Annotated in this window: 19 protein-coding genes and 1 tRNA gene; 6 read left to right on the plus strand and 14 right to left on the minus strand. The window is 57.7% G+C overall.

The window, feature by feature from the left end; all coding sequences use genetic code 11:
- Positions 1-124 precede the first annotated feature (124 nt).
- Positions 125-1,987: a methionine--tRNA ligase gene (metG, locus tag NBH13_RS08285; protein WP_250779550.1), complete on the minus strand. Its 1,863-nt coding sequence runs from the start codon at positions 1,985-1,987 to the stop codon at positions 125-127.
- Between the two features lie 216 nt (positions 1,988-2,203).
- Here metG and NBH13_RS08290 point away from each other — a divergent pair, with 216 nt between their 5' ends.
- Positions 2,204-2,830: a hypothetical protein gene (locus NBH13_RS08290; RefSeq protein ID WP_099571550.1), complete on the plus strand. Its 627-nt coding sequence runs from the start codon at positions 2,204-2,206 to the stop codon at positions 2,828-2,830.
- On the plus strand, positions 2,814-3,155 hold the full coding sequence (locus NBH13_RS08295; RefSeq protein ID WP_250779551.1) for a variant leucine-rich repeat-containing protein: 342 nt from the start codon (positions 2,814-2,816) through the stop codon (positions 3,153-3,155). Before NBH13_RS08290 ends, NBH13_RS08295 begins: the two co-directional genes overlap by 17 nt.
- A 103-nt stretch (positions 3,156-3,258) precedes the next feature.
- Here the strand turns inward: NBH13_RS08295 and rsmI are convergent, their stop codons facing one another.
- Positions 3,259-4,242, minus strand: coding sequence for a 16S rRNA (cytidine(1402)-2'-O)-methyltransferase (gene rsmI, locus NBH13_RS08300; protein ID WP_250779552.1), 984 nt, complete (start codon positions 4,240-4,242; stop codon positions 3,259-3,261).
- Between the two features lie 371 nt (positions 4,243-4,613).
- Between rsmI and NBH13_RS08305 the strand changes: the two genes are divergently transcribed.
- Together NBH13_RS08305 and NBH13_RS08310 are read left to right on the plus strand one after the other, a co-directional pair.
- A complete protein-coding gene (locus NBH13_RS08305; protein WP_099571552.1) occupies positions 4,614-5,300 on the plus strand; it encodes a DedA family protein in 687 nt (228 codons plus the stop codon).
- A gap of 161 nt (positions 5,301-5,461) precedes the next feature.
- Positions 5,462-5,534, plus strand: a tRNA-Ala gene (locus tag NBH13_RS08310).
- 134 nt (positions 5,535-5,668) lie between these two features.
- Here NBH13_RS08310 and NBH13_RS08315 read toward each other — a convergent pair.
- From NBH13_RS08315 to NBH13_RS08360, 10 genes are all read right to left on the minus strand, one after another.
- Positions 5,669-6,361, minus strand: coding sequence for an HAD family hydrolase (locus tag NBH13_RS08315; RefSeq protein ID WP_099571553.1), 693 nt, complete (start codon positions 6,359-6,361; stop codon positions 5,669-5,671).
- A 341-nt stretch (positions 6,362-6,702) separates the two neighbouring features.
- The gene (locus NBH13_RS08320; RefSeq protein ID WP_250779553.1) at positions 6,703-6,990 is read right to left on the minus strand and encodes a hypothetical protein; all 288 of its coding nucleotides are present in this window, start codon (positions 6,988-6,990) and stop codon (positions 6,703-6,705) included.
- A gap of 265 nt (positions 6,991-7,255) precedes the next feature.
- Complete coding sequence (locus NBH13_RS08325; RefSeq protein WP_250779554.1) at positions 7,256-7,918, minus strand: heat shock protein transcriptional repressor HspR; 663 nt, start codon at positions 7,916-7,918, stop codon at positions 7,256-7,258.
- Between the two features lie 5 nt (positions 7,919-7,923).
- The gene (locus NBH13_RS08330) at positions 7,924-8,973 is read right to left on the minus strand and encodes a DnaJ C-terminal domain-containing protein (protein WP_099571555.1); all 1,050 of its coding nucleotides are present in this window, start codon (positions 8,971-8,973) and stop codon (positions 7,924-7,926) included.
- An 84-nt stretch (positions 8,974-9,057) separates the two neighbouring features.
- Positions 9,058-9,738 (minus strand): nucleotide exchange factor GrpE, encoded by a 681-nt coding sequence (gene grpE / locus NBH13_RS08335; RefSeq protein WP_250779555.1) that lies wholly within the window; start codon positions 9,736-9,738, stop codon positions 9,058-9,060.
- A 2-nt stretch (positions 9,739-9,740) separates the two neighbouring features.
- A complete protein-coding gene (gene dnaK, locus NBH13_RS08340) occupies positions 9,741-11,612 on the minus strand; it encodes a molecular chaperone DnaK (protein WP_033501768.1) in 1,872 nt (623 codons plus the stop codon).
- Positions 11,613-12,029: 417 nt separating this feature from the next.
- Positions 12,030-12,827 carry an AIM24 family protein gene (locus tag NBH13_RS08345; RefSeq protein WP_144165448.1) on the minus strand — a complete coding sequence of 266 codons (798 nt, stop codon included), beginning with the start codon at positions 12,825-12,827 and terminating at the stop codon, positions 12,030-12,032.
- A 377-nt stretch (positions 12,828-13,204) separates the two neighbouring features.
- Positions 13,205-15,265, minus strand: a complete 2,061-nt coding sequence (phoA, locus tag NBH13_RS08350) for an alkaline phosphatase (RefSeq protein ID WP_250779556.1) — start codon at positions 15,263-15,265, stop codon at positions 13,205-13,207.
- A 214-nt stretch (positions 15,266-15,479) separates the two neighbouring features.
- Positions 15,480-16,325, minus strand: a complete 846-nt coding sequence (locus NBH13_RS08355; protein ID WP_250779562.1) for a sulfite exporter TauE/SafE family protein — start codon at positions 16,323-16,325, stop codon at positions 15,480-15,482.
- Positions 16,326-16,678: 353 nt separating this feature from the next.
- The gene (locus tag NBH13_RS08360; protein ID WP_250779557.1) at positions 16,679-17,461 is read right to left on the minus strand and encodes an HAD family hydrolase; all 783 of its coding nucleotides are present in this window, start codon (positions 17,459-17,461) and stop codon (positions 16,679-16,681) included.
- A gap of 346 nt (positions 17,462-17,807) precedes the next feature.
- On the opposite strand from NBH13_RS08360, the gene malQ reads away from it, so the two are divergent.
- Positions 17,808-19,970 carry a 4-alpha-glucanotransferase gene (gene malQ / locus NBH13_RS08365; protein ID WP_099571560.1) on the plus strand — a complete coding sequence of 721 codons (2,163 nt, stop codon included), beginning with the start codon at positions 17,808-17,810 and terminating at the stop codon, positions 19,968-19,970.
- A gap of 224 nt (positions 19,971-20,194) precedes the next feature.
- A complete protein-coding gene (locus NBH13_RS08370; protein ID WP_099571561.1) occupies positions 20,195-20,794 on the plus strand; it encodes a YesL family protein in 600 nt (199 codons plus the stop codon).
- A gap of 243 nt (positions 20,795-21,037) precedes the next feature.
- Here the strand turns inward: NBH13_RS08370 and NBH13_RS08375 are convergent, their stop codons facing one another.
- Positions 21,038-21,880: a carbohydrate ABC transporter permease gene (locus NBH13_RS08375; protein ID WP_099571562.1), complete on the minus strand. Its 843-nt coding sequence runs from the start codon at positions 21,878-21,880 to the stop codon at positions 21,038-21,040.
- Complete coding sequence (locus NBH13_RS08380; RefSeq protein WP_080789705.1) at positions 21,877-22,731, minus strand: carbohydrate ABC transporter permease; 855 nt, start codon at positions 22,729-22,731, stop codon at positions 21,877-21,879. The genes NBH13_RS08375 and NBH13_RS08380 overlap by 4 nt, the downstream gene beginning before the upstream one ends.
- Positions 22,732-22,772: the final 41 nt, after the last annotated feature.

Consider the following 22,772-nt stretch of genomic DNA (forward strand, 5'->3'; position numbering starts at 1 on the left):
GAGATCGATGCAATCCGGATTGCACAATCAGATATGCACAATCAGATATAAAAAAGCCGGTGCAAGAACTTCGTAAGTTCCCGCACCGGCAATCAAGCAAATCATCTGAAATATATCAGCTGAATCAGCCTTCCAGCTTGGCCTTTTCAGCGGCAAGACGAGCCGCTTCAGCCTCACGACGAGCCTTCAGTTCGGAATCGAAGCGGGCAAGCTCCTCTTCAACGGCCTCCGGCGGGATCTTCGCGAAAATCGGATGCGGCTTCGGCACTGCAGCGCCAGCCACGATCGGCTCGGAAGCCCACGGATGCACGGTTTCACCCAGCTTGTAGTCGCCGGTGATGATCGGGTACATGAAGCCCGGCTTGTCGAGATCCTCAACCTCTTCCAAACGCGGCAGCGGTGAGAACGTGCCCGTGCCACCAAGAGCCTCCCACACCTTCTGCGCGGAATGCGGCAGGAACGGGGCCAGCAGGTGGTTCGCGTCAGACACGGCCTGGGCGGCAACGTGCAGCACGGTGCCGAGGCGAGCCGGATTGTCCTTGATCTTCCACGGTTCAGTGGCGGAAATGTACTTGTTGATGTCGCCGACCACGCGCATGGCTTCGCTCAACGCGTTCTTCTGACGATGGTTCTCGATCAGCGAGCCGACCGTGTCGAACGCGGCCTTGGTTTCGCTCAGCAGAGCGCGATCCTCATCGGTCATTTCGTTCTCGTCGAGCGCCGGAATCTCACCGAAGTTCTTATTCATCAGGTTGGCCACACGGTTGACGAGGTTGCCCCAGGAAGCGGCAAGCTCCTCGTTGTTGTGGCGCACGAACTCAGCCCACGTAAAGTCGGAATCGGAGCTTTCCGGACCAGCCACGGAAATGTAGTAGCGCACGGCGTCCACAGGATAGCGGGCGAGAATATCCTTCACATAAATGACAATGCCGCGGGAAGACGAGAACTTCTTGCCTTCCATGGTCATGAACTCGGAAGCCACAACCTGCTCCGGCATGTTCAGCGGACCAAGCTTGCCCGTTTCGCCGCCCTTGGATCCCTGACCGTTATAGCCGAGCATTTCGGACGGCCAGATCTGGGAGTGGAACGTGATGTTGTCTTTGCCCATGAAGTAGTAGCCCGGTGTTGCTGGATCGTTCCACCATGCACGCCACGCCTCCGGATCGCCCTTGCGGCGAGCCCATTCGATGGATGCCGACAGGTAGCCGATCACGGCGTCGAACCACACGTACAGCTTCTTGTTCGGATTGTCGATCCAGCCGGCAACCGGAACGGGAATGCCCCAGTCGATATCGCGCGTGATGGCACGCGGCTTGACTTCCTTGAACAGGCCGATGGAGAAGTTGATGACGTTGGTGCGCCAGCCTTCGCGGGTCTTCAGCCATGCGAGATTGGCTTCGGCGAGCGCCGGCAGGTCGAGGAAGAAGTGTTCGGTTTCCTCAAAACGCGGAGTTTCGCCGTTGATTTTGGAAACGGGGTTGAGAAGCTCGTCCGGGTCGAGTTCGTTGCCGCAGGCGTCGCACTGGTCGCCGCGGGCGCCGTCGGTACCGCAGATCGGGCAGGTGCCTTCGATGTAACGGTCAGGCAGGGTGCGGCCGGTGGACGGCGAGATGGCAACCTTCTGGGTACCCTTGTAGATGTAGCCGTTGGCGAGGCACTGCTTGAACAGTTCCTGCACCACCTGCTCATGGTTGCCGGTGGTGGTGCGCGTGAACAGGTCGTAGCTCAGGCCAAGATCGCACAGGTCCTTGGCGATCACGCGGTTGTAACGGTTGGCGAGCTCCTGGGCGCTGACGCCTTCCTTGTCGGCTTCCACCAGAATCGGGGTGCCGTGCTCGTCGGTGCCAGACACCATTAGCACGTCATTGCCCTTCATGCGCTCGTATCGCGCGTACACGTCAGAGGGCACGCCGAAGCCGGCGACGTGACCGATATGACGGGGGCCGTTAGCATACGGCCAAGCAACATTCACCAAAATATGACTCATGGTGTCTGATTATACAAACCGCCATATCCCGCATTTTCGACCGATTTCAGTAGTCGAATTTTTATTGGATGACTGGCGTGCGATCGTTGATTTCGATTGTTTAAATATCTGCCGATTTATTCACATTGTTGCATTGCACAACAATCACTTTTCCACATATCCACAGATTTTCGGGGAAAGTGGCAAGGAAGGAATCTAATCCGCTACTGTACCGGCATGGACACTTCACCACCCCTTCTGGGCAACGACGACCTTCCGGGACCGATGTGCCTGAACCTGTTGGCCTCATCCGGCGCGCTATGCAAGCTCGACAGCGCGAACGCCTACTCAAGCCATGATTCGGACACTTTGTACGGGCGAGCATGCATCATCGCGACGCTACTGCCAAGCCGTTCCGTGGCATGTGCGCGCACCGCCGCATGGGTCTGGCTGGGAGGCGCGTTCCCCGACTCCATCGACATCATCGCGAAAGCCCACTACAGAACACTGCGATACGGGCGAAAAATCAACGTCTTCAACCGCATCGCACCATCCGAGCACACCATTAAGGTCGGCCCGATCACCGTGACCACACCCGTTCGCACCGCATGTGATCTGGCGCTGAACTGTGCCCCCGAAACGGAATCGAAGGTTTCCGAAATCATCTGCATGCTTATGCAGGAATTTCATTTCCGTCCCAACGATTGCATGCAAATCATGGAAGATACGAAGCATATTCGCAACGCTCCGCAGGCACGGAATTACATTCTTGCGATTGACGGCAGAGGTTACGAACACGGGAACCGTAAGGATTACGAAGACCGTAAGGACCGTAAGGACGCTGAATATGTGCGCGGCGCATAGCAGGCACAAGGCGCACGGCAGACGCAAAGTACCGCCATACCAGCCCAAGCCACGGCCAAAACCGCTGGTCGACCCGCCATCTCCCCCGATTCCGTTGACGCCGCTGGTGGCGTGCAGTCCCGGCACCCCACAGGACGTGCTCTGGCATATCGCGGAATATGCGCCTCGACTGCGCAAATGGCTGATTGCCAATCCTTCCGCAACACCTGCGATGCTGGAATATCTTGCGCAAGTCGACGGACCGGATGTGGCACGTTCCCTGCAAATACTGCTGGAATCGTTGGAATCGCACGCATTAAACGATGCGATTGAGCATGCTGGCTAAGGTAGCGCAATCACAAGTGCCTACAACGCAACAACGCAATCGCAAGTACGCAGCGGGCAATCGCGCGGCAAGCGATCGTCAAACGGCAGACAATGCGAAAGGCTTACTCTTTCATGGCAAGAACCGTGTTGTAGACCTGCTTGCGATTGGCGAGCGAGCCATCCGCAAGGGGGTGCTCGGCAACGACTTGCGAAATCGCGTCTTTGATGCGCAGATTGTCTTCCCGCGCACGATCGATCGACAGCACCGCCAAGTCTTCTATGCTCAGCGACGTGGGGGCCGCGGCATCGGCCTCCTCTTCGGAAGCGCCGGCGACGACCAACACCATTTCACCGCGCGGAGGTTCGTCGATCACGCTTTGGCGAATCTGCGCGATGGTTCCGCGGCGAATCTGCTCGAAATCCTTGGTAAGTTCACGGCAAAGCGCCATCTTGCGGTTCGGACCGAACACGTCAAGCAGGTCGGCCATGGCATCGTCGATGCGATGCAAAGTCTCGTAAAGCACAATGGTGCGGCGCTCCGAACGCAACGTGCGCAAGTATTGCACGCGTTCGGAATGCTTGCGGGGCAGGAACCCTTCGTAGCAGAATCGGTCGGTCGGCAGGCCTGACAGGCACAGCGCGTCCAGTACGGCGGACGGGCCGGGAGCGCAGGTGACGGGCAGGCCGCGTTCGATGGCGCGACGCACAATCGCCAAGCCCGGATCGTTGATGGTCGGCATGCCCGCGTCGGACACGACCAGCACGGTCGCACCGGTTTCCACCTGGTCAAGCAGGCCATCGGACTTGTCTCGCTCGTTATGATCGTGGTAGGCCACCACGCGGCCATTCACATGCACGCCAAGACGGTTGGCGAGCGCATAGAGACGGCGGGTGTCTTCGGCTGCGACGATGTCGGCGCGCTCCAGCAGCGCAATGAGACGTGCGGACGCGTCGGCAGTGTTGCCGATCGGCGTGGCCGCCAGCACGACCGTGCCTTGCGGAACGTTGGTTCCGCGCACGAGAGTGTCAAGTCCCGCATCGCCGGCTGCGTTTTCATCTTCACGTTCGCGCTTGTCTTCGCATTCGCGCTCATTCATGCGTTCCATGCCTTCAGCCTATCCAACGCAAAGGAAAACAGCCCTCCCAGCGTCCCAATTCCTCCACTCACTGGAAGAATCACCCCGCCCGCAAGCCCAACACCAACCCAAACCCCCAGTCACTGGAGGAATCTTCCTGCAATTGCATGTTCATGCCACGAGCGCACGCCGTGTATCCTCATTGTCGAGCGAAGTTGACACTTTGCGCCTGTTTGTGCAGATTTGCCACCCGTCGGGCGTTACTAAGCGCTGCATTAGAGGGCCGCTGGTAGGCTGACATTGGTTCCGCAGGCGTGCGGAAGTTCAGGCCAACCGCCAAAGGAAGCCTGAACCACGTAATTTTAAATGTTTAGATGTAAGGTACTCACAGAGAGCATTCCATGGGAATTATCAACTTCTTCATTAACCTGCTCAAGGATCCACGCACCGCGATCGCCGGCTGGATCTCTATGGGCGTCGCCCCTACGCTTGGTTTCATCTTCTTGATCGTGTTCGTCGAAACCGGCGTCGTGTTCTTCCCGTTCCTGCCGGGCGACTCCCTGCTATTCGCCGCCGGCTTCTTCGCCGCGCCCGACGCCCAGACCGGCGTTTCCGCGCTACCGCTGTTCGCGCTGCTGCCCGTGGTCTGGTGCGCGCCGATCATCGGCGACCAGTGCAACTACTGGATCGGCCATTTCTTCGGTCGTCGCATCATCGAATCCGGCAAAGTCAAGGCCATGACCCCTGAACGCCTCGCCAAAACCGAAGGCATGATCGAAAAGTGGGGCCCGCTCGCCGTGTTCCTCGGCCGTTTCTTCCCGTTCATCCGCACGTTCATGCCGTTCATTTCCGGCATTTCCGGCATGCGTTGGAGCCGTTTCACCCCGTTCTCCGTGCTCGGCGGCCTGTGCTGGTCCACCCTGTTCACGCTGCTCGGCTACTTCTTCGGCGGCATTCCGGCCGTGCAGAAGCATTTCGAGCTGGTCATCGTTGCGATTCTCGTGCTGTCGCTGATTCCTACGATCGTCGGCCTGCTCAAGGCTAAGTTCGGTAAGAAGAAAGCCGATACCGCAGCCGTAGAAGCCTGATCTTTCGTCTTTCGTCTTTTCTTGGCGAAAACGGCGTCTTTCGATTATTCGGAAGGCGTCGTTTTCGTATGCTTTTCATAGGAATCATGGCAACACGCGACTATCGGGAATTGCATTAGTACAGACCTCGTACTAGAATCACGAGAGTTGTCTTAAGACATGGGGCCGTAGCTCAGTTGGTAGAGCGCTTCGTTCGCATCGAAGAGGTCGCGGTTTCGACTACCGTCGGCTCCACTAAGCCCGCTGCATTCATTCCACCGCAGCGGGCTTTTTCTTTACCCAGACATGTCGGCCACCAACCAGTCAACCCTCGTCAAATACCCCCGAACTCATATATCTGCCATATATAAGCGAGATAGGGCGCAAATTTAGGCTTGAGACGTGCGCTGACGTACGAATGCGTCAAGCGAGGACGCATCGATGCCCTCATACCCCTTGATCGAGGCGAACTGCGGACCTTTGGAATTGTCGATCTGCATGAATCCGGTCTGGCCAATCGTCGTTGCACCGGAATCGACGGCCGAACGCAAGCCAGACATGGAATCTTCGATCGCAATGCAGTACTTCATATCTTCCGGAGCAATGCCCAGACGGCGGCCAGCTTCCAAATACGGGGCCGGAGACGGCTTCTTCTCAACATCGTCGTCGCCACACACGTAGCCTGCGAACGCACCGGCCGGCGCCTGCGCAACCAGATTCTCCGCAAGATGACGCGGCGACGTGGTGACCAGCATCGAAGGAACACCCGCATCACGCAACGCAATCAGCACGTCTTCCGCGCCTTTGATCCACGGAATGCGCTCGAATTCCTTCTGGGCTACGTAATCGATCATGCCTTGGCCAATCTCCTCGATCGACAGCTGGCAACCATGCTCCACCATACGGCGAGCCACATCCGGAACCGGCGTGCCCGAACCCTGCCAGGCAAGCTCCTCATCCCAATACCCGCCATGTGCGGCGGCGATTTTCATCTCCCCCTCATGCCAGTACGGTTCGGAATCGATCAAAGTACCGTCCATATCCCAAAACACAGCCTTGATCATCAGGTTCGACTCGGTCATGATGTTCCTTCCTTACGACCGTCGGACTCGGAGCACCGGATTTGCGTGCGGCGCCGTCCATCGCGATTTCCACTGCCATTTCAGCAGAGCGGCAAGACGGCAAATTTGCAAACAAATGCAACGCTTGCAAATGCTGCAGCAAAACGAAAAGCGAAACAACAAACAAGGCAGCAGCACAACGGCAAACAAAAAGCGCCCGGACGTTCTTTCATCCGAGCGCTTCCCACATCAACGCAATAACTCACGTCTGCGAAATCATCCGTTTCACGTACTGCAGGCAACCCCCATTGCCGCAATCCATGACCTTCGAAAAAATTCGCTTCTATCGGAAGATTCGAAATCTACTCTTCCTGATTCTCCTTGTTTTCCCCAGCGACTTCCGTAGCCTTTTCCGCATCTTCCGCCTTCCAGCGGGCGATGCAACGTTCCACGCGCTTGTAGCCGATGATCTTCGGATCAAGTCCTGCCTCGCGGAAAATCGCGGCAGGCGAGCCACCTTCGGCATACCTGCGCATGCAGTCGTCGCGAAACTCCTTGGAGTAACAAATACGATACTGGGTGACCGATTCCACGGCATCCAAAGACCCGAGATACTTACGGGTCTTAGCGGTGAACGCAACTCTTGGCACTGTACGCTCCTAACCTTTCCTGTTCTTGCCGCTTATCTTACCCCCTATCCCATGATTTCTCATAGAAAAGGAGAACCACCTTTCACCGAAGCACCTTAATGACCGGAAGAATGACAGTCAGAACGCGGATACTCAACATTATTCCCCACAACAACGACATCGTCACAGAAAGTAATGCATTTGGCAAAACTATATAACAAAACAGGCACATCTGTTGCAAGATATGCCTGTTTTGTTAATATTTTCAGTATTTTCCGAAAATCGGTCAATCCCTCCAAAGCACGATTGACCTAGAAACGGGCTTAGAGGCGGATTTACCCCTCTGAATACCCTCGTTTTCGCGTACGATAGCCCCATTGGGCGTGTCGTATGCGTCGGCTGCGGCACGCGCGGACTCCACGAACTCACGCGATGGCAGCTGTCGGGCATTGACCTGAATCTGCCTACGCCACATGCGCGCACGGCGGGAACGTTCAATCTCCACAATGTCGCCATCTGCATCAGCTGCGAACACGCTGGAACCGGCCGGCTTGCGCAGACGCTCGACCTGGCGGCGCAGCTCGCGGTTCTCCTCCTCCAGGGAAAGGATCCGTGCAATACCGGCCAGATTGATGCCCTCTTCCTGGCTCAGCTGCTGCGCTTTCGCAAGGCGAGCGATGTCTCGCAATGAGTAGCGGCGGGCGCCGCCATCCGTGCGCTGCGGCACCACAAGCCCAAGCCGATCGTATTGGCGAAGTGTTTGGGGGTGCACGTTGGCAAGCTCACCGGCACGGCCGACCGTGAACATCGGCAGTTCGATGTCGAAACCAACTTCGTCTGCTCCATCAAGATCGGCCCTGCCGGCCACAATCGCCATCGCACACATGTCGTACAGCATTTTGGCCTGCCGCGCCGCGCGGGCTTGGGAGGTCCGAGATGCGCGTGCCATGGCGATCAGCGCTCCTTGGCAAGTTCGTCGGCGAAGTCGCCGCACTCTTTGTCGAATTCCTTCGCCGCATGCTTGACTTTCAGGCCTGGCTTATCGGGGATGCGGATTTGCACGCGCCCGACCAGATCGCCGTTGCCCTGCCTGTTGGCCACACCTTTGCCGGAGATGCGCACTTCGGTGCCGCTGGACGAGCCTGCCGGCACTTTGAAGGTGACTTCGTTGCCGTCGATATCCTGTGCGGTCACTTTCGCGCCCGCCACAGCCTGACCGACGGTGATTGGCAGATCCATGATGATGTCACGCTTGCGCAGGCTGAATTTCGGATCTTCGGCAACGTTGATCTGCAAGTACAGATCGCCGTTTTTTCCGCCGTTACGCCCCGGCTTGCCCTTGCCTGAAATACGGATTTTCTGCCCGTCACGCACGCCCGCTGGAACATGCGTCTTGAACTTTTTTCCGTCGGCAGACAGTGAAACCGTTGCCCCCTTGACCGACTGACGGAAAGTCAGATTGATCTTGGAGTTACGGTCCTCGCCATCTTCCGGTTGCGCAGCCTGCTCGTAGCTGCCCCCGTAAGGGCTTCCGGCGCCAGCGGCGGCACCATACGCACCAGCCCCGGCAGGTCCGCCCGCACCGCCACCGAACATCGAGAAAATATCGTTGATATTCGGGTTGCCGCCGTTCTGGAAGCGGATGCGCGAACCATTACCGCCCGCACCATACGCTCCAGCGCCACCGCCGAACATCGATCCGAAGATGTCGGAGAACGCCCCCGCATCGAATCCGCCCGCACCGGAACCGCCGGCGAAGCGCGCGCCACCCATGCCAAACTGGCGGATGGCGTCGTACTTCTGGCGGTTGTCTTTGTTGCTGAGCACGTCGTAAGCTTCGGAAATATCTTTGAACTTCTCCTCGGCCTCCTTGGTCTTGTTCAGATCAGGATGGTACTTACGCGCCAGCTTGCGGTACGCCTTGGTGATCTCATCGTCCGTGGCGTCTTTGGAGACACCGAGGACCTTGTAGAAATCCTTGCTCAGCCATTCATTCTCAGCCATGATGTGCCTCCTTTCACGAGGTCGCTGATGTCACTGCGTGTTGTTTTGCGGTTGTTAGTGTCGAAATCGAGAATGTCACTGCGTTCAGTTCTGCGGGGATGCCACGACCACGCGAGCCGCGCGGATCACGCGATCGCCGATGCGATAGCCGGCTTCCACCACGGTGTCGACGGTTTCCTTCTCGGCCTGCGGATCCGGCTTGTGCAGGATCGCGTCATGCCTGGTCGGGTCGAAATCCTCACCTTTTTCGCCGAACTTCTCGACGCCGAACTTTTCGAACGCCTTGTCGATTTTGGCGGAAACGGCTTTGAAGGACTCGTCCATTTCGCTGTGTTCACGAATGCGATCAATGTCATCAAGTGCCGGCAGCAGCGCGGTCAGCACGTCGATGATGCCATGCTGGCGGAAGCGTTCCTGTTCCTTCTGTGAACGATTGCGGAAGTTGATGAATTCCGCACGTTCGCGCTGGAGCGCTTCAAGATATTCCGCCGCTTCCTTCTTGGCCTGGCCAAGCGGAGTCAGCGTATCTTCACCATCTTGCGTTGCACTATCCGCAGCATCGCCGTTTTCTTGCGATTCGGAAGATGCTGCGTTCGCGGCCGTTGCCGCAGTTTCAGAAGCTGCGGAATCGGCAGATGCAGTTGCTGCAGAATCGCCATTATTCCGCGACTCCTGCGATGCACCGGCTGCAGGGGCGGCCTGCCCGGACAGGTTGTCCATGTCGGGCAGGTCGTTCAGATATTCGTCCTTGTTGAAGTCGGACATGATTACTTGTTGTCCTTGTCGTCATCGTCCACGACTTCGGCGTCAACCACGTCGTCGTCAGCGGGAGCGGAACCGGCAGCACCTGCGGCACCAGCGGCGCCTGCAGCGTCGGCGGCACCCTGCTGTGCGTAGAGGGCCTGACCGATCTTCTGCGCGGAGGTCATCAGCTCGCTCTGGGCGGACTTGATCTTCTCAATGTCCTCACCCTTTAGGGCTTCCTTGAGCTCGTTGACCTTGTCGGTGACTTCCTTGGCCACATCGTCGGAGAGCTTGTCCTTGTTGTCGTTGACGAGCTTCTCGGTCTGATAGGCGAAGGATTCAGCCTGATTGCGGGTCTCGGCGTCTTCCTTACGCTTCTTGTCTTCGGCTTCGTGAGCTTCGGCTTCCTTGACCATGCGGTCGATCTCGTCCTTGCCCAGGCCGGAACCGCCGGTGATGGTCATGGACTGTTCCTTGCCAGTGCCCTTGTCCTTGGCGGAAACGTGCACGATGCCGTTGGCGTCGATATCGAAGGTGACTTCGATCTGCGGAACGCCACGCGGAGCCGGAGCGATGCCGGTCAGCTCGAAGGTGCCCAGCGGCTTGTTATCGCGAGCGAACTCACGCTCGCCCTGATAGACCTGGATGAGCACGGACGGCTGGTTGTCTTCAGCGGTGGAGAAGACTTCGGAACGCTTGGTCGGAATGGCGGTGTTGCGGTCGATGAGCTTGGTCATGATGCCACCCTTGGTCTCGATGCCGAGGGACAGCGGGGTCACGTCGATGAGCAGCACGTCCTTGCGGTCGCCCTTGATGACGCCGGACTGCACGGCTGCGCCGACGGCCACGACTTCATCCGGGTTCACGGACTGGTTGGCTTCCTTACCGCCGGTGAGCTCCTTGACGAGTTCCTTGACGGCCGGCATACGGGTGGAACCGCCGACGAGCACCACGTGGTCGATGTCAGAAACACCGATGCCAGCGTCGTGCAGCACGTTGTTGAACGGGGTGCGGCAGCGGCCCAGCAGGTCGGAGGTCATGCTCTCGAAGTGGGCACGGGTCAGGGTTTCGTCCAGGTGCACCGGAGTACCGTCAGGGGTCATGGCCAGGTACTGCATGGAGATGGAGGTGCTCGAGGAGGAGCTCAGCTCCTTCTTGGCCTGCTCTGCGGCTTCCTTCAGGCGCTGCAGGGCGATCTTGTCCTTGCTCAGGTCGATGCCGTACTTGTTCTTGACTTCGCCGACGAGCCAGTCGATGATCTTCTGATCCCAATCGTCGCCGCCCAGGTGGTTGTCGCCGTTGGTGGCCTGCACCTGAATGGTGGAGAAGCCGTCGTCGTCCTTGCCGATCTCCAGCAGGGACACATCGAAGGTGCCGCCACCGAGGTCGAAGACCAGGATGGTTTCGTCTTCCTTGCCCTTTTCGAGGCCGTAGGCCAGTGCGGCTGCGGTCGGCTCGTTGATGATACGCAGCACGTTCAGGCCTGCGATGGTGCCGGCGTCCTTGGTGGCCTGACGCTGAGCGTCGTTGAAGTATGCCGGGCAGGTGATCACGGCGTCGGTGACCGGTTCGCCGAGATAGGCTTCGGCGTCGCGCTTCAGCTTCATCAGCACCTGTGCGGAGATCTCCTGCGGAGTCCACTTCTTGCCGTCGATTTCAACGGTCCAGTCGGTGCCCATGTGGCGCTTGACGGAGCTGATGGTGCGGTCGACGTTGGTCACGGCCTGACGCTTGGCGACTTCGCCGACGAGGATCTCGCCGGACTTGCTGAATGCCACGACGGACGGCGTGGTGCGAGCACCTTCAGCGTTCACGATAACGGTGGGCTGGCCACCTTCAAGAGTTGCGATGCAGGAATTGGTAGTACCCAGATCGATGCCAACTGCGCGTCCCATAACTTGTCTCCTTTGTAGATAGGTTCGCTATGCGTTTTCTGTTCTGTTCGTTCTTTCGCCCAAGTTTCGGTTTGCCGTCTCTCGGACTTTCCAAAACTTGAGCCTACACCACTCAACTTTGATTCGCAAGCGATTATTCCCAAATCTACAAAAAAGTTGAGTTCCCTTCGCTCAACTTTTTTTCGGACGCAATCTCAAGCGCAATCTCAAGCGCAATCTCAAGCGCAATTTCAGACGCAATCTCAAGACACGACTTCAAGGCGCGATCACCATTGAAAAGCAGCCGAAAATCGCAATCTCAACAAAACCTGCCGTCTCACCATCGGCAGGGCGCGAGCGCAATCCGTCAACGTTTCAACTGCCTTTCGTTGGCGAATCGCCACCTATCAGCTATCAGCTGATCAATATCAGGCCAAATCAGGCCGCACCGGAACCCGCGTTCGGATTAGCCAGATTGGCGGCGACCGGCGCAAGAAGCACACGACCCGTACCGCGGTACACGTTGACCAAGCCCTCGCCGCTCGCAGCCGAACCGATCAGCGTCTTCGTGGAACGCTCGACCGTGAACTGCAGGCCGTTCGTCCACGCGATCGCGAAATTGCCGTCCACCTTCAGCTCGTCGTTCTCCAAATCGACGGTCACGATTTCGGAAGCGGGCACCGGCGATTCCAACGCAACCGTTCCCTGCCCCGTCAGCGACAGGTTGAACAGGCCCTCGCCGCCGGCCACCATCGCGCTCGGACGCGAAACCATAACCGCACGCTGCTGAATCGTGGTTTCGCAAGCGTAGAACAGGCCGTCGTTCACTGTGATCGCGCCGCCCATCTGGCTCGGATCAAGCAGCAGCACATGGCGGTAGGTCGGTTCGAGCACAACCACGCCGTTGCCATGATATTCCGGCTTGACCGCGGACTCGTTGGTGACCGCTCCACGCGCCAGCTTGCCGATGAAATCGCCAACGCCCTTCACACCGGTCGTCACTTCGATATGGCCGACGGCCCACTGCATGGCGCCCGCCTGCACAACCGCGCCGGTCTTGCCATTGAGATTGCAGACCAGCTGGCGGCGGCGCACGTTCATTTCGGACGCATAGTAGGCGTCCATGGCGCTGCCGTAGGTCACGGAAAAGTCGCGCTTCCATTCCATGACCTGGAAAATGCCCTGCTGCGCGACGATCGCGGCATCGTCATTATCCGTCAGATTGTAAATACGCACGAATGCTCCTTCGCCCTGTTGACACTTCGGTTTCGAGGGATTTGTCCTCGGTTTCGAGAGATTTGCTCTCTGCCTTAAGGGGTCTACTCGGTTTGCGAGATTCACCCTCGATTCGAGAGATAGATATCTCGAGATGAATATCTCATTTTTGAGATAGACACCTCGAGCAATATTGTCTCACAGCGACCGTTGCTTTGGACGCCCCATCTCAATTTGGATTTGCACGGATTACACGAAATATACAAGATCCGGACCACACTGTAATGAGTGCGATCCGGATCTTATCCGTAATCTTCAGTTGTTATCTTCAGTTATGACTCTCAGATTTCCAGAATTCTTAGAATTTCAGAATTCTTCCGATTTCCATCTTCAGATTTTCAGCGGCTGATCTTGGTGGTCTTGACGATCATCGCGATTGCGGCCAGCATGGCGATCGCAAGTGCGGCGATGGAGATCGCGGCACCGGTGTTGCCGAGCACACCGGACTTCGGATTGTTGTTCACCTTGCCGGAAGCGATCACGTCATTCTTGCCGTTGCCCGGCTCCTTATCTGAAGAACCGCGGGCCGGCGCCTGGAAGTCGACGGTCACGGTCTTGCCGGACTGGCGGCCGGTGACGATCAGCGTGTACTCATTGCCTTCAGTGACCTTGTCGAGCGTGATGCCGGTGGTCTGAGCGGTCTTGACGCGCACGCCGGAGACCGGAGTGGAGCTGTCGGAAGCTGCGACCACGTTGCCGGACTTGTCCTTGAGTTCGTAGGAGAGCACTGCGTCGCCGTTGAATCCGGTAGATTCGGCCACATACTTGCCATCGGTGAGCTTGACTTCGGTCTGGGCGTCGTTGGAGAGCGACTGCTGAGCATCGGAAGTGGAGGCAAGGCCGAGGGTGTTGGCGATGGTGTAGAAGTTGTCGGTCTGGTCGGTCAGGCCGATCACGCGCTGGGCGCCAGGTCCGGAAGCAGCAATGCGCAGCTGGGTACCGGTGTGAGCCATGTCGCCACCGTTGTAGCCGCCATCCTCGTCGCGGGAGTCAGCTTCAGCGGTGCCGTAGGAGACGACCATGTTATTGCCATCAGCGGTCTTGAGCACGGTGGAGAGCGCGTAAGCCGGCTGAGCGTTGAGGATCTGGGAGGTGTGGGCGTGGTCGGCGGTGACGATCACGAGGGTGTTGCTCAGGTCAACGGTCTTCATGGCGTAGGCGATGGCTTGATCGAAATCGTCGGTTTCACCAATCTGGCCGCAAGCGTTGCCAGCGTGATCCTGCTTGTCGATGGAAGCGCCTTCAACCTGCAGGAAGTAGCCGTTCGCGTCGCTGTCCGGGTTGGCTTCGAGCAGATCGAGCGCCTTCTTGGTCATGTCAGCGAGCGAGGAGCCCTGGTTGCCGAGCCACTTGTCGTTCATGGTGCACACGGTCGGGTTGGCATCCTTGGCCGGATTCTGAGTGGTGGCCTTGGACGGATTGAACTTGGTGGGCATGTTGCCATCGCTCATCAGGGCGAGCACCGGCTGGCCTTCCTTGTATTCGAGCGCGTTCATGGCAGCCGGATCGTTCTCGACGGTCTGGTAGCCCATGGCCTGAGCCTGCTCCCACACGGTCTTGCCAGCGTATTCGCCGCCCTGCACAGTCTGGCGGAAGTACTTGGAACCGCCGCCGATGGTCACATCAGCGCGGGTATCGAGCAGCTGCTCGGAGATGGAGCCGATGCCGCCGTTCTCCTTGAGCTGATTCACGAGGCAACGTTTCGCAGCATCATTAGAGGAACCGTCGGTCTTGCCTTGCGGACCGTAGCAGCCACGCTCGGTGGAGTGCGATTCGAGCACGGCCGGGGTGGCGTCCTGGATTTCGGCGGTGGTCACATTGCCGGTGGCCTTGCCTGCCGCCTTGGCGAGTTCGAACAGATTGAGCTGCGGATTGCCATAAACGTCTACATCGACCGCGTTGTTGTAGGTCTTGGTACCGGTTGCCCATGCGGAGCCGGATGCGGAGGAATCGGTCACTTCGGTGAGCTTGCCCGGGTTCGGGTTGGCGTTGAGGCTGCCCTTGTCATCCTTGCCGACCGCACTGTCGCCGCTGTTGCCGCCCAGCGAGAAGGTGGTGTACTGACCGGTGCCGGCATTGGTGTCGCCGAGCTCTGCCGGCTGGCCGACTGCGTCAAGGCCTTCAAAGTGACCGTTTGCACCCTTCAGGTAATCGCGGGCGACGGTAATTTCGGAATCGCCCATGCCGTCGCCAATGAACAGGATGACGTTCTTGGCGTTGCCGTTGCCAATGGCTGCAATGCGCTGTGCGCCGCCGTGCTGGGTCAGTTCCGCAACGGACTTGCCGTTCAGATTGTAAGTGGAAGTTTCGTTGGCGAGCGCCGGTGCCGCGAGCGCACCGAGCGTTGCAGCGGAAGCGATTGCTGCAATCGCTCCCTTGAGAGCCCTTCGATTGCTCATCTTTTTCTTCTTTCTTTAGCCTGTGCTGTATTGCGATCTCCACGCTAGATTTCGCAAACCAACTTCCGAGGCGTTTTAGACGAACGAAACGTGAACTCTCGTCTTTACAAAGTGAACACTTATCTCAAATTCCCTTTCCTCCAACCATCATCCCCAATATTCCCCCTTAAGACTGAATCATGACTCATGCTTTTGTCGCATGATGTGCAGACGGTCAGGCGGAAGCATGGGCCGAGCGGGTGGCTTTTACGGCTACGAATATCGAGCGAATCAGGAGCACGCACAGGTAGCATGCGAACAGAATCGAGCCGATGCGTGGAGAGACTACGCCCGCTATCCACGTACCGAATGGCGCGGTAACGGCAGCCACCAAGCCAATAACCAGCGCGGCCTTTACATGCACCAGCTTGCGTTTCAGGTTTGCCGCGCTTGTGGTGATCGAGTTCGGGAACATGGCCAGCAGCGACGTACCTCGCGCAATCAGATCGGACGCGCCGAACAGCATCGATAGTGCGGGCACGGCGAGAGCCCCGCCGCCAATTCCCAGCAGTCCCGCCAACGTGCCAATCACCACACCCAGCAGCCCCAGGCAAACTCCGGTCAACGCACTCATCGCAATGTGCTGGTCGCGCGACGGCACGAAACTAATCTGATTGGCCACCACAAACACGAGAAACACTACGAAAATCCATCGCAATACGAGTTCCGACAAGCGCGAAAGCAGCCAGCTGCCGATCTGGCCGCCTACGAACATGCCGCAAAACAGCAGCAGCGCGGCGAGCCAGTCCACATTCCCGCAAGTCGCGTAAGAAATGACGCCGGAAATCGAAGTTGGTACGATCGCAAGCATTGACGTCGCCGCCGCATTACGTTGCGTCAGTCCGAGCCATACCAGCGCGGGCACAATCACAGTACCGCCGCCAATGCCAAACATGCCGGATAGTAGCCCTACTGCCACGCCGACGATCACCAGCACTGCAATGCCTCGCGCGGATTCGTCGAGTCCCGCAGGATCCGCGCCAAACAGCCGGTCCGCTTTCTTACTGAACTGCCCACTCATCTGCCCGCTCGGTTGCGCATTCGACTGTCCGCTATCTTCAGCGCGTTCAACACTTTCAGCATTCGAAATATTGGAAATATCCGATTTCTTCATCTCTCCCCTACCATCGCATTTCTTCCTTCTTGCGATAGTTGCGATAGTACATTCCCACACATTTCAGTGCCGTACAACCGGCACATTACGAGAAAGCAAGACCAGTGAATTCTTTCAAAAGAGAAGCCAGACAGTTCCGCGTCTGCACAAGTCCAGTATCAGGGTCGATTTTCAGGTTACGCAAACACAAAGCACCCACCCACAACGCGAAATACGTGAGCAACGCGCACCGCGCAATACGCACCGCGTACCACGCAAGATCAGGCGTTCAGCACGTAATCCAGCAATCCCTCATAATCGGCGCCGGTAAACGAACGCACCGCATAACTCGATGTTTCCGGATCATCTGCCGGCGAAATCTCCGTGCGAAAATACACGCCGTCAATGCCCGCGGTACGAGCGCCAACAATATCGTTCTGCTCGTCATTGCCCACCATCAGTGCATGCTTGGCGGTCACGAATTCGCGGTCGAGCGCCAGCATGTACAAGTCGCGCGCGGGCTTGCGGATCTTCTCCTCGCTGGAGATGATCACGTCGTCAAGCACGTTGACAAGTCCCGTCATTTCCAGTTCTGCGCGGGTGTAGCAGGATTGCGCGTTGCTCAGCAGCGCCACGACAATGCCGGATTCCTGCAGTTTTTCGATCATTTCCAGAGCCCCCGGGTACAGGCGGATCATACTGGTGCTGCCCTGCCGGAACGCCCATGCGGCTTTTTGAGCGGCTTGCGGCAATGCCAGCAAACGTTCCGTCTCATCGCTGCGATTCATGAGCAGCGATCGGTATACCGGCAGTACGTCGAACTCGTCCCACCCATTGCGAACGATGGCATGATTCGACTGATGCACCATTTCGCGCGCCTCAAGTTTTTTAAAACGCTCACGCAACGCCTCGACCGAATCGTATTGCGCGCCCAATTCGCATGCGGCGACATACAAGGCCTGCCAGGCCGCGTCGCACTGTTCGTCGGTACGTATGTCGATAAGCGTTCCATACAAATCGAAGAACACAACCTCATATTTAGGGGTATGCGTCACGTTTTCCATAACAGGTCCTTTCGTCGGCATCGTCGCCGCTTTACCGGCGGCGGCTATTGCCACTTTGCAACCGCCGCCATTGCAAACCAATGAGTTACATGCGCTATACATGAGGTTACCGCAACCTCCAGATTGCAAACGATAGTCAAACAGAAAAAACATTTTTCTTATTTCTCATCCATAAGACAGTCAAGAAATCGCAATACGGCAACGTTTACACCCAATAACACGCCTATTGAAAACGATGTCACCATATGCTACAGTACATATCAGAACGATTGATCGCACCGAAGCGCGCCAATCGCGTGGCAATGCAGCATGATTGGCCATCAACGGCCCAGGGAAGAAGGAACCTATGGCGGAAACCCAACAAACCGAAAGCGCGGAACGCATCGCACGACCGCTTATCCAACTCGCCAAGCTCAACGGCATATCAACGTCGTACATCGACCAGCTCGGCACCTACGTGGAAATCCGCGACGAAGTGCTCGTCTCCGTGCTTGCGGCGCTCGGTGTGGACGCGTCCAGCGACGAGGCGATCACAACATCGTACGAACTCACCAAGCGTCGCATCGCAGACACGCTCGTGGAACCGACCATCGTGAAGTTCATCGGCAAGGAGTCAACCACGCCGATCCGCGCGAAAGGCCATGACGTGACGCTGCGCCTGCTACTCGAAGACGGCACGCAGTACGAGGGCAACCTGTGCATGTACCTGACCTCGCAGGCCGACGGCTCACTTACGCTCACTCTGCCCGACGACATTCCCGCCGGCTACCACACGTTGCGCGTCAACGCGGGCCCATTGCACGGCGAGGCGCGACTGATCTGCGCCCCGGCACGCATGACCCTGCCACCGGCGGTCGCCGAAAAGCAGCGTTGGGGTTGGATGGCGCAAATGTATTCCATCCGCTCCGCCGAATCGTGGGGCGTGGGCGATTATGGCGACCTGAAGTTGCTGCTCACCGACGCCGCCGAAAAGTCTCATGCCGACTTCATGCTCATCAACCCGATTCACGCGACCGCGCCGGTCGAGCCGCTCGAACCGTCGCCGTACCTGCCGGAATCGCGCCGATTCATGAACGTCACCTATATTCGCCCGCAGGATATTGAGGAATATGCAGGGCTTGACGAGGAAGCAAAGGCCGAGGTCGAGCGTCTGCACGCCGAAGTGGCCCCCGCCAACGACAACGCCGACGAACTCGACATCAACTCCGCGTGGTGGCATAAGCGCCAAGCTCTGCAGCTCGTGTTCAAGGTGCCGCGTTCCGCCGAGCGCCAGGCCTCGTTCGAAGCGTTCAAGGAAGCGGCCGGCCCCGATCTGCGTGCGTTCGCCGCATGGTCGGTGGCATTCCAGGTGTGGGGCGCTCCGTGGGAGGGCACATGGTTTGCGGAGACGAACCGTGATTCGCCGGAAGTGGCCGAACTCCTACACGATCATGCCGATATGGTCGACTTCGAATGCTGGCTGCAGTGGATCGCCGACGAACAGGTGACCGCCGCACAGACCGCCGCGCGCGAAAGCGGCATGGCATTGGGCCTCATGCAAGACATGGCCGTGGGCGTGCATTCGCTGGGCGCCGACGTGTGGTGGAATCCGGAACGTTTCGCCGTCGGCAGCGTCACCGTGGGCTGCCCGCCGGACTTCTACAACCAGCAGGGCCAGGATTGGGGACAACCGCCGTTCAATCCGAATTATCTCGCCAAAACCGGTTACGGTGTGTACCGCGAAATGGTGCACAACATGTTTTCGCACGCGGGCGCGGTGCGCATCGACCATGTGCTCGGCCTGTTCCGCCTGTGGTGGATTCCGCAGGGCGAAGGTGCACGCGGCGGCGCGTACGTCACCTACAACCATGAGGCGATGATCGCGATCCTCACGATCGAAGCCTCCCGCGTGAACGGCCTGGTGGTGGGCGAAGATCTCGGCACCGTGCCCGATTACGTGCGCAATGTGCTCGCCGAGCACGGCCTGCTCGGTTGCATGGTGGAATGGTTCGCCCGCGTGGACGACTCCCCCAACGCCGGCGACCCGTACGCCGACCCGGCCGACTACCGCAAGTACGCGCTGGCTTCCGTAACCACGCACGATATGCCGCCAACCGCCGGCTACCTGCAGTTCGAACACGTCAAACTGCGTGAGAAACTGCACCTGCTCACCGGCCCGGTCGAAGAATTCCAGGCATCCGCAACCGCGGAGCGCCAGGCCATGCTTGACCGACTGGTCGAAAGCGAACTGATCACGCCGGAAATCGCAGCGGACGTCGACAATCATATTCAGGAAATCGTCGAAGCGATGCACAAAATGCTGCTCCACTCACCATCCGTGCTTCTGCAGGCGGCGCTGGTGGACGGCGTCGGCGAAACCCGCGCACAAAACCAGCCGGGTACGTCCAGCGAATACTGCAACTGGCGTGTGCCGCTGGCAGGCCCCGACCACAAGGTGGTGCACACCGACGAAGTGTTCGACCTGCCGCGCGTGAAGTCGCTTTCCGCCATCATGAACGGTGAAAAGTAAGCTTTCTCCGATGATGATTTCCCGAAAGTAAAATTTCCTCACACAACACCAGAAAAGTCCCGTCAAACGAAATATTTGACGGGACTTTTCTTTATCTCTGTTCGACGCCCTGTTTAATCCTCTGTTTAATGACAACAATAACAAGAGTTTTCACAAGAAATAGTATGCGGTAAACGGTTTTATATATGAAAACGATTGCCGCACCGCCGAGTAGACTAGTGCGCATGAAATTCCTATCACCCGACTCTGGCTTTATGCGCGGCCTCAGCGACGCCGTCGACGCAATTTGGATCAACATTCTCATGTTGGTCACCAGCATTCCGATCGTCACCATCGGCGCAGCCTTGACCGCCGGCCACGATGCGGCACGACGCTCGCTCGCAGGCGAAGGCACCGTCACCCGCAATTATTTCGCCGCATTCCGGTCAAACTTCGTAAAAGCAACCGGCTATTGGCTGATTTTCGGCATTGCAGGGGCGATCAGCGTGTACTCATGGATCGTGCTGCAGATCACGCCGCTGCTGATTCCGAAATTCGCGTTGAGCATCGTATGGGTCATCGGATTCGAATGGATCTGGGCATTGCAGTCACGCTTCGAGAACTCGTTCTGGCGCACGCTCGGCAACGCCTTCGTATTCGGCGTGAGCAATATCGGGCACACGCTCGGCATGGCCGCCATCGACGCGATTTACATCGCGCTTTTGGTCGGCAGCTGGTTTTACATGCCGCAAGGCCTGTTCCTGCTACTCGTTTTGGGCTACGGCACCATGATTATGATTCACGTGCCGATTTTCGAGCACGTGTTCCGCAAATATATGAAGTAGTTTTCTGATTCGGATATGAAAGAGTCCGAGCGAGATTTCTCTCGTTCGGACTCTTTTTTGCGAGGCAGCGGCGTTTTTCCGTGGCTGATCGAAGGATCATCCTTGACGGCTCCGCCTTCGGACCTGCAATTAAGGACCGGCCTTCGGCCGGGCTCAATGCTACCTTCGCGAGGCCTGTCGGCCTCGCTCAGGCTGGAGCCTTGGGACAGCGCACTGCGCTGTCCCACAAGGGATGATCTTCGATCATCCCTTGACTGCACCAGCCATTACACCCTTGACGATGTGCTTCTGGCAGATGAGGTAGAAGACGATGATCGGGATGATGGCCATCACCAGGCAGGCCATCATGGCACCCATATCAACGGAACCGTAACCGCCCTTGAGGTACTGGATGGCCACGGAAATGGTCTTGTACTTGCCCAAGTCGAGCGTCAGGTACGGCAGCAGGTAGTCGTTCCAAATCCACATCGCCTGCAGAATCGCAACAGACACGATCGACGGCTTCATGATCGGCACCACAATCTGGAAGAAAATGCGGGGCACGGAAGCGCCATCAATCATCGCGGACTCTTCCAACGACTGCGGAATGCCCTTGATCACACCGGTGAAGATGAACACGGCCAGGCCTGCACCGAATCCCAAATACACAATGCACAAGCCCCACGGAGTATTGAGCTTCAGCATGTCGGCAAGCTTCGAAAGCGTGAACATCACCATCTGGAACGGCACGATCATGTTGAACAGGAACAACGTGTACAGCAGCTTCGCAGCCCAATTGTTCACACGCACGATCCACCATGCGCACATCGAGGTGCACACCAGGATCAAAATCACCGAACCGACCGTGATCAGCAGGGTCCAGCCGAAGCTGGCGAAGAAATCCGTGGTTTCAATACCACGGGTATAGTTTTCCAATCCAACGAACGCCTTGCCGGTCGGAATGGAGAACGCGTTACGCGAAATGTACGCCTTCTGCTTGAAGGAGTTGATGATCACCAGCACGATCGGGAAAACCCATGCCAGCGACACCAAGGAAAACAGTACGGTCCACAATCCGCCGTGCTTGACCTTTTCTCCGGAAATCATGCTTCCACCTCCTTGGAAGTCGTCAGCTTATTCTGAATCAGCGCAACAATCGCGACAAGCACGAAGAACAGCACTGCCTTGGCCTGTCCAACGCCTTCCCAGCCGACGCGGCCATAGAAGGTGCGGGTGATGTTCATCGCCAGGCCTTCAGACATGTTCGACGGAGCGCCGTTCGTCAATGCGAGGTTCTGGTCATAGAGCTTGAAGCCGTTGGTAACGCACAGGAACGAGCACACGGTGATTGACGGCATCATCAGCGGAATGATGATCTTGAACATGGTCTGCGTGCCATTTGCGCCATCCACGGAAGCCGCTTCGAGCACGTCGGTCGGCAGCGACTGCATGCCGGCGATGTAGATGATCATCATGTAGCCGATCTGCTGCCAGCACACCAGCACGACCAGACCCCAGAAGCCGTACGTTGCGCTATAGGTCAGCGAGCGCGCCCAGTGCGCGAGAATGCCGTTGAGCAGCAGCATCCAAATGTAGCCCAGAATGATGCCACCAATCAGGTTCGGCATGAAGAACACCGAACGGAAAATGTTCGATCCCTTGATCGCCTTGGTAAGCATGTACGCGATGGAGAACGCGACCACGTTGATCACAATCGTGGTAACGATAGTCAGCAACGTAGAGAAGCCCAGCGCATGCAGGAATTCCTTATCCTGCAGTGCACGGGTGTAGTTCTTAAGCCCTACAAACTCGGCGTCGGTAACCGTAGTGAACTTGCAAAAGCTCAGATAGACGCCCATGATGAATGGAACGACAAATCCAATAATGAATGCGGCGAACGTCGGTAGCGCGAACAGCGCCCACCATTTGCGTATCGCCTTGCCAGCCATGCTGATCATAGCCTGCCTGCTTTCTTCCTTCTCCATTCCGCACCGCGTCA

This window comes from Bifidobacterium intestinale, from assembly GCF_023656765.1.
GTDB classification, from domain to species: domain Bacteria; phylum Actinomycetota; class Actinomycetes; order Actinomycetales; family Bifidobacteriaceae; genus Bifidobacterium; species Bifidobacterium hominis.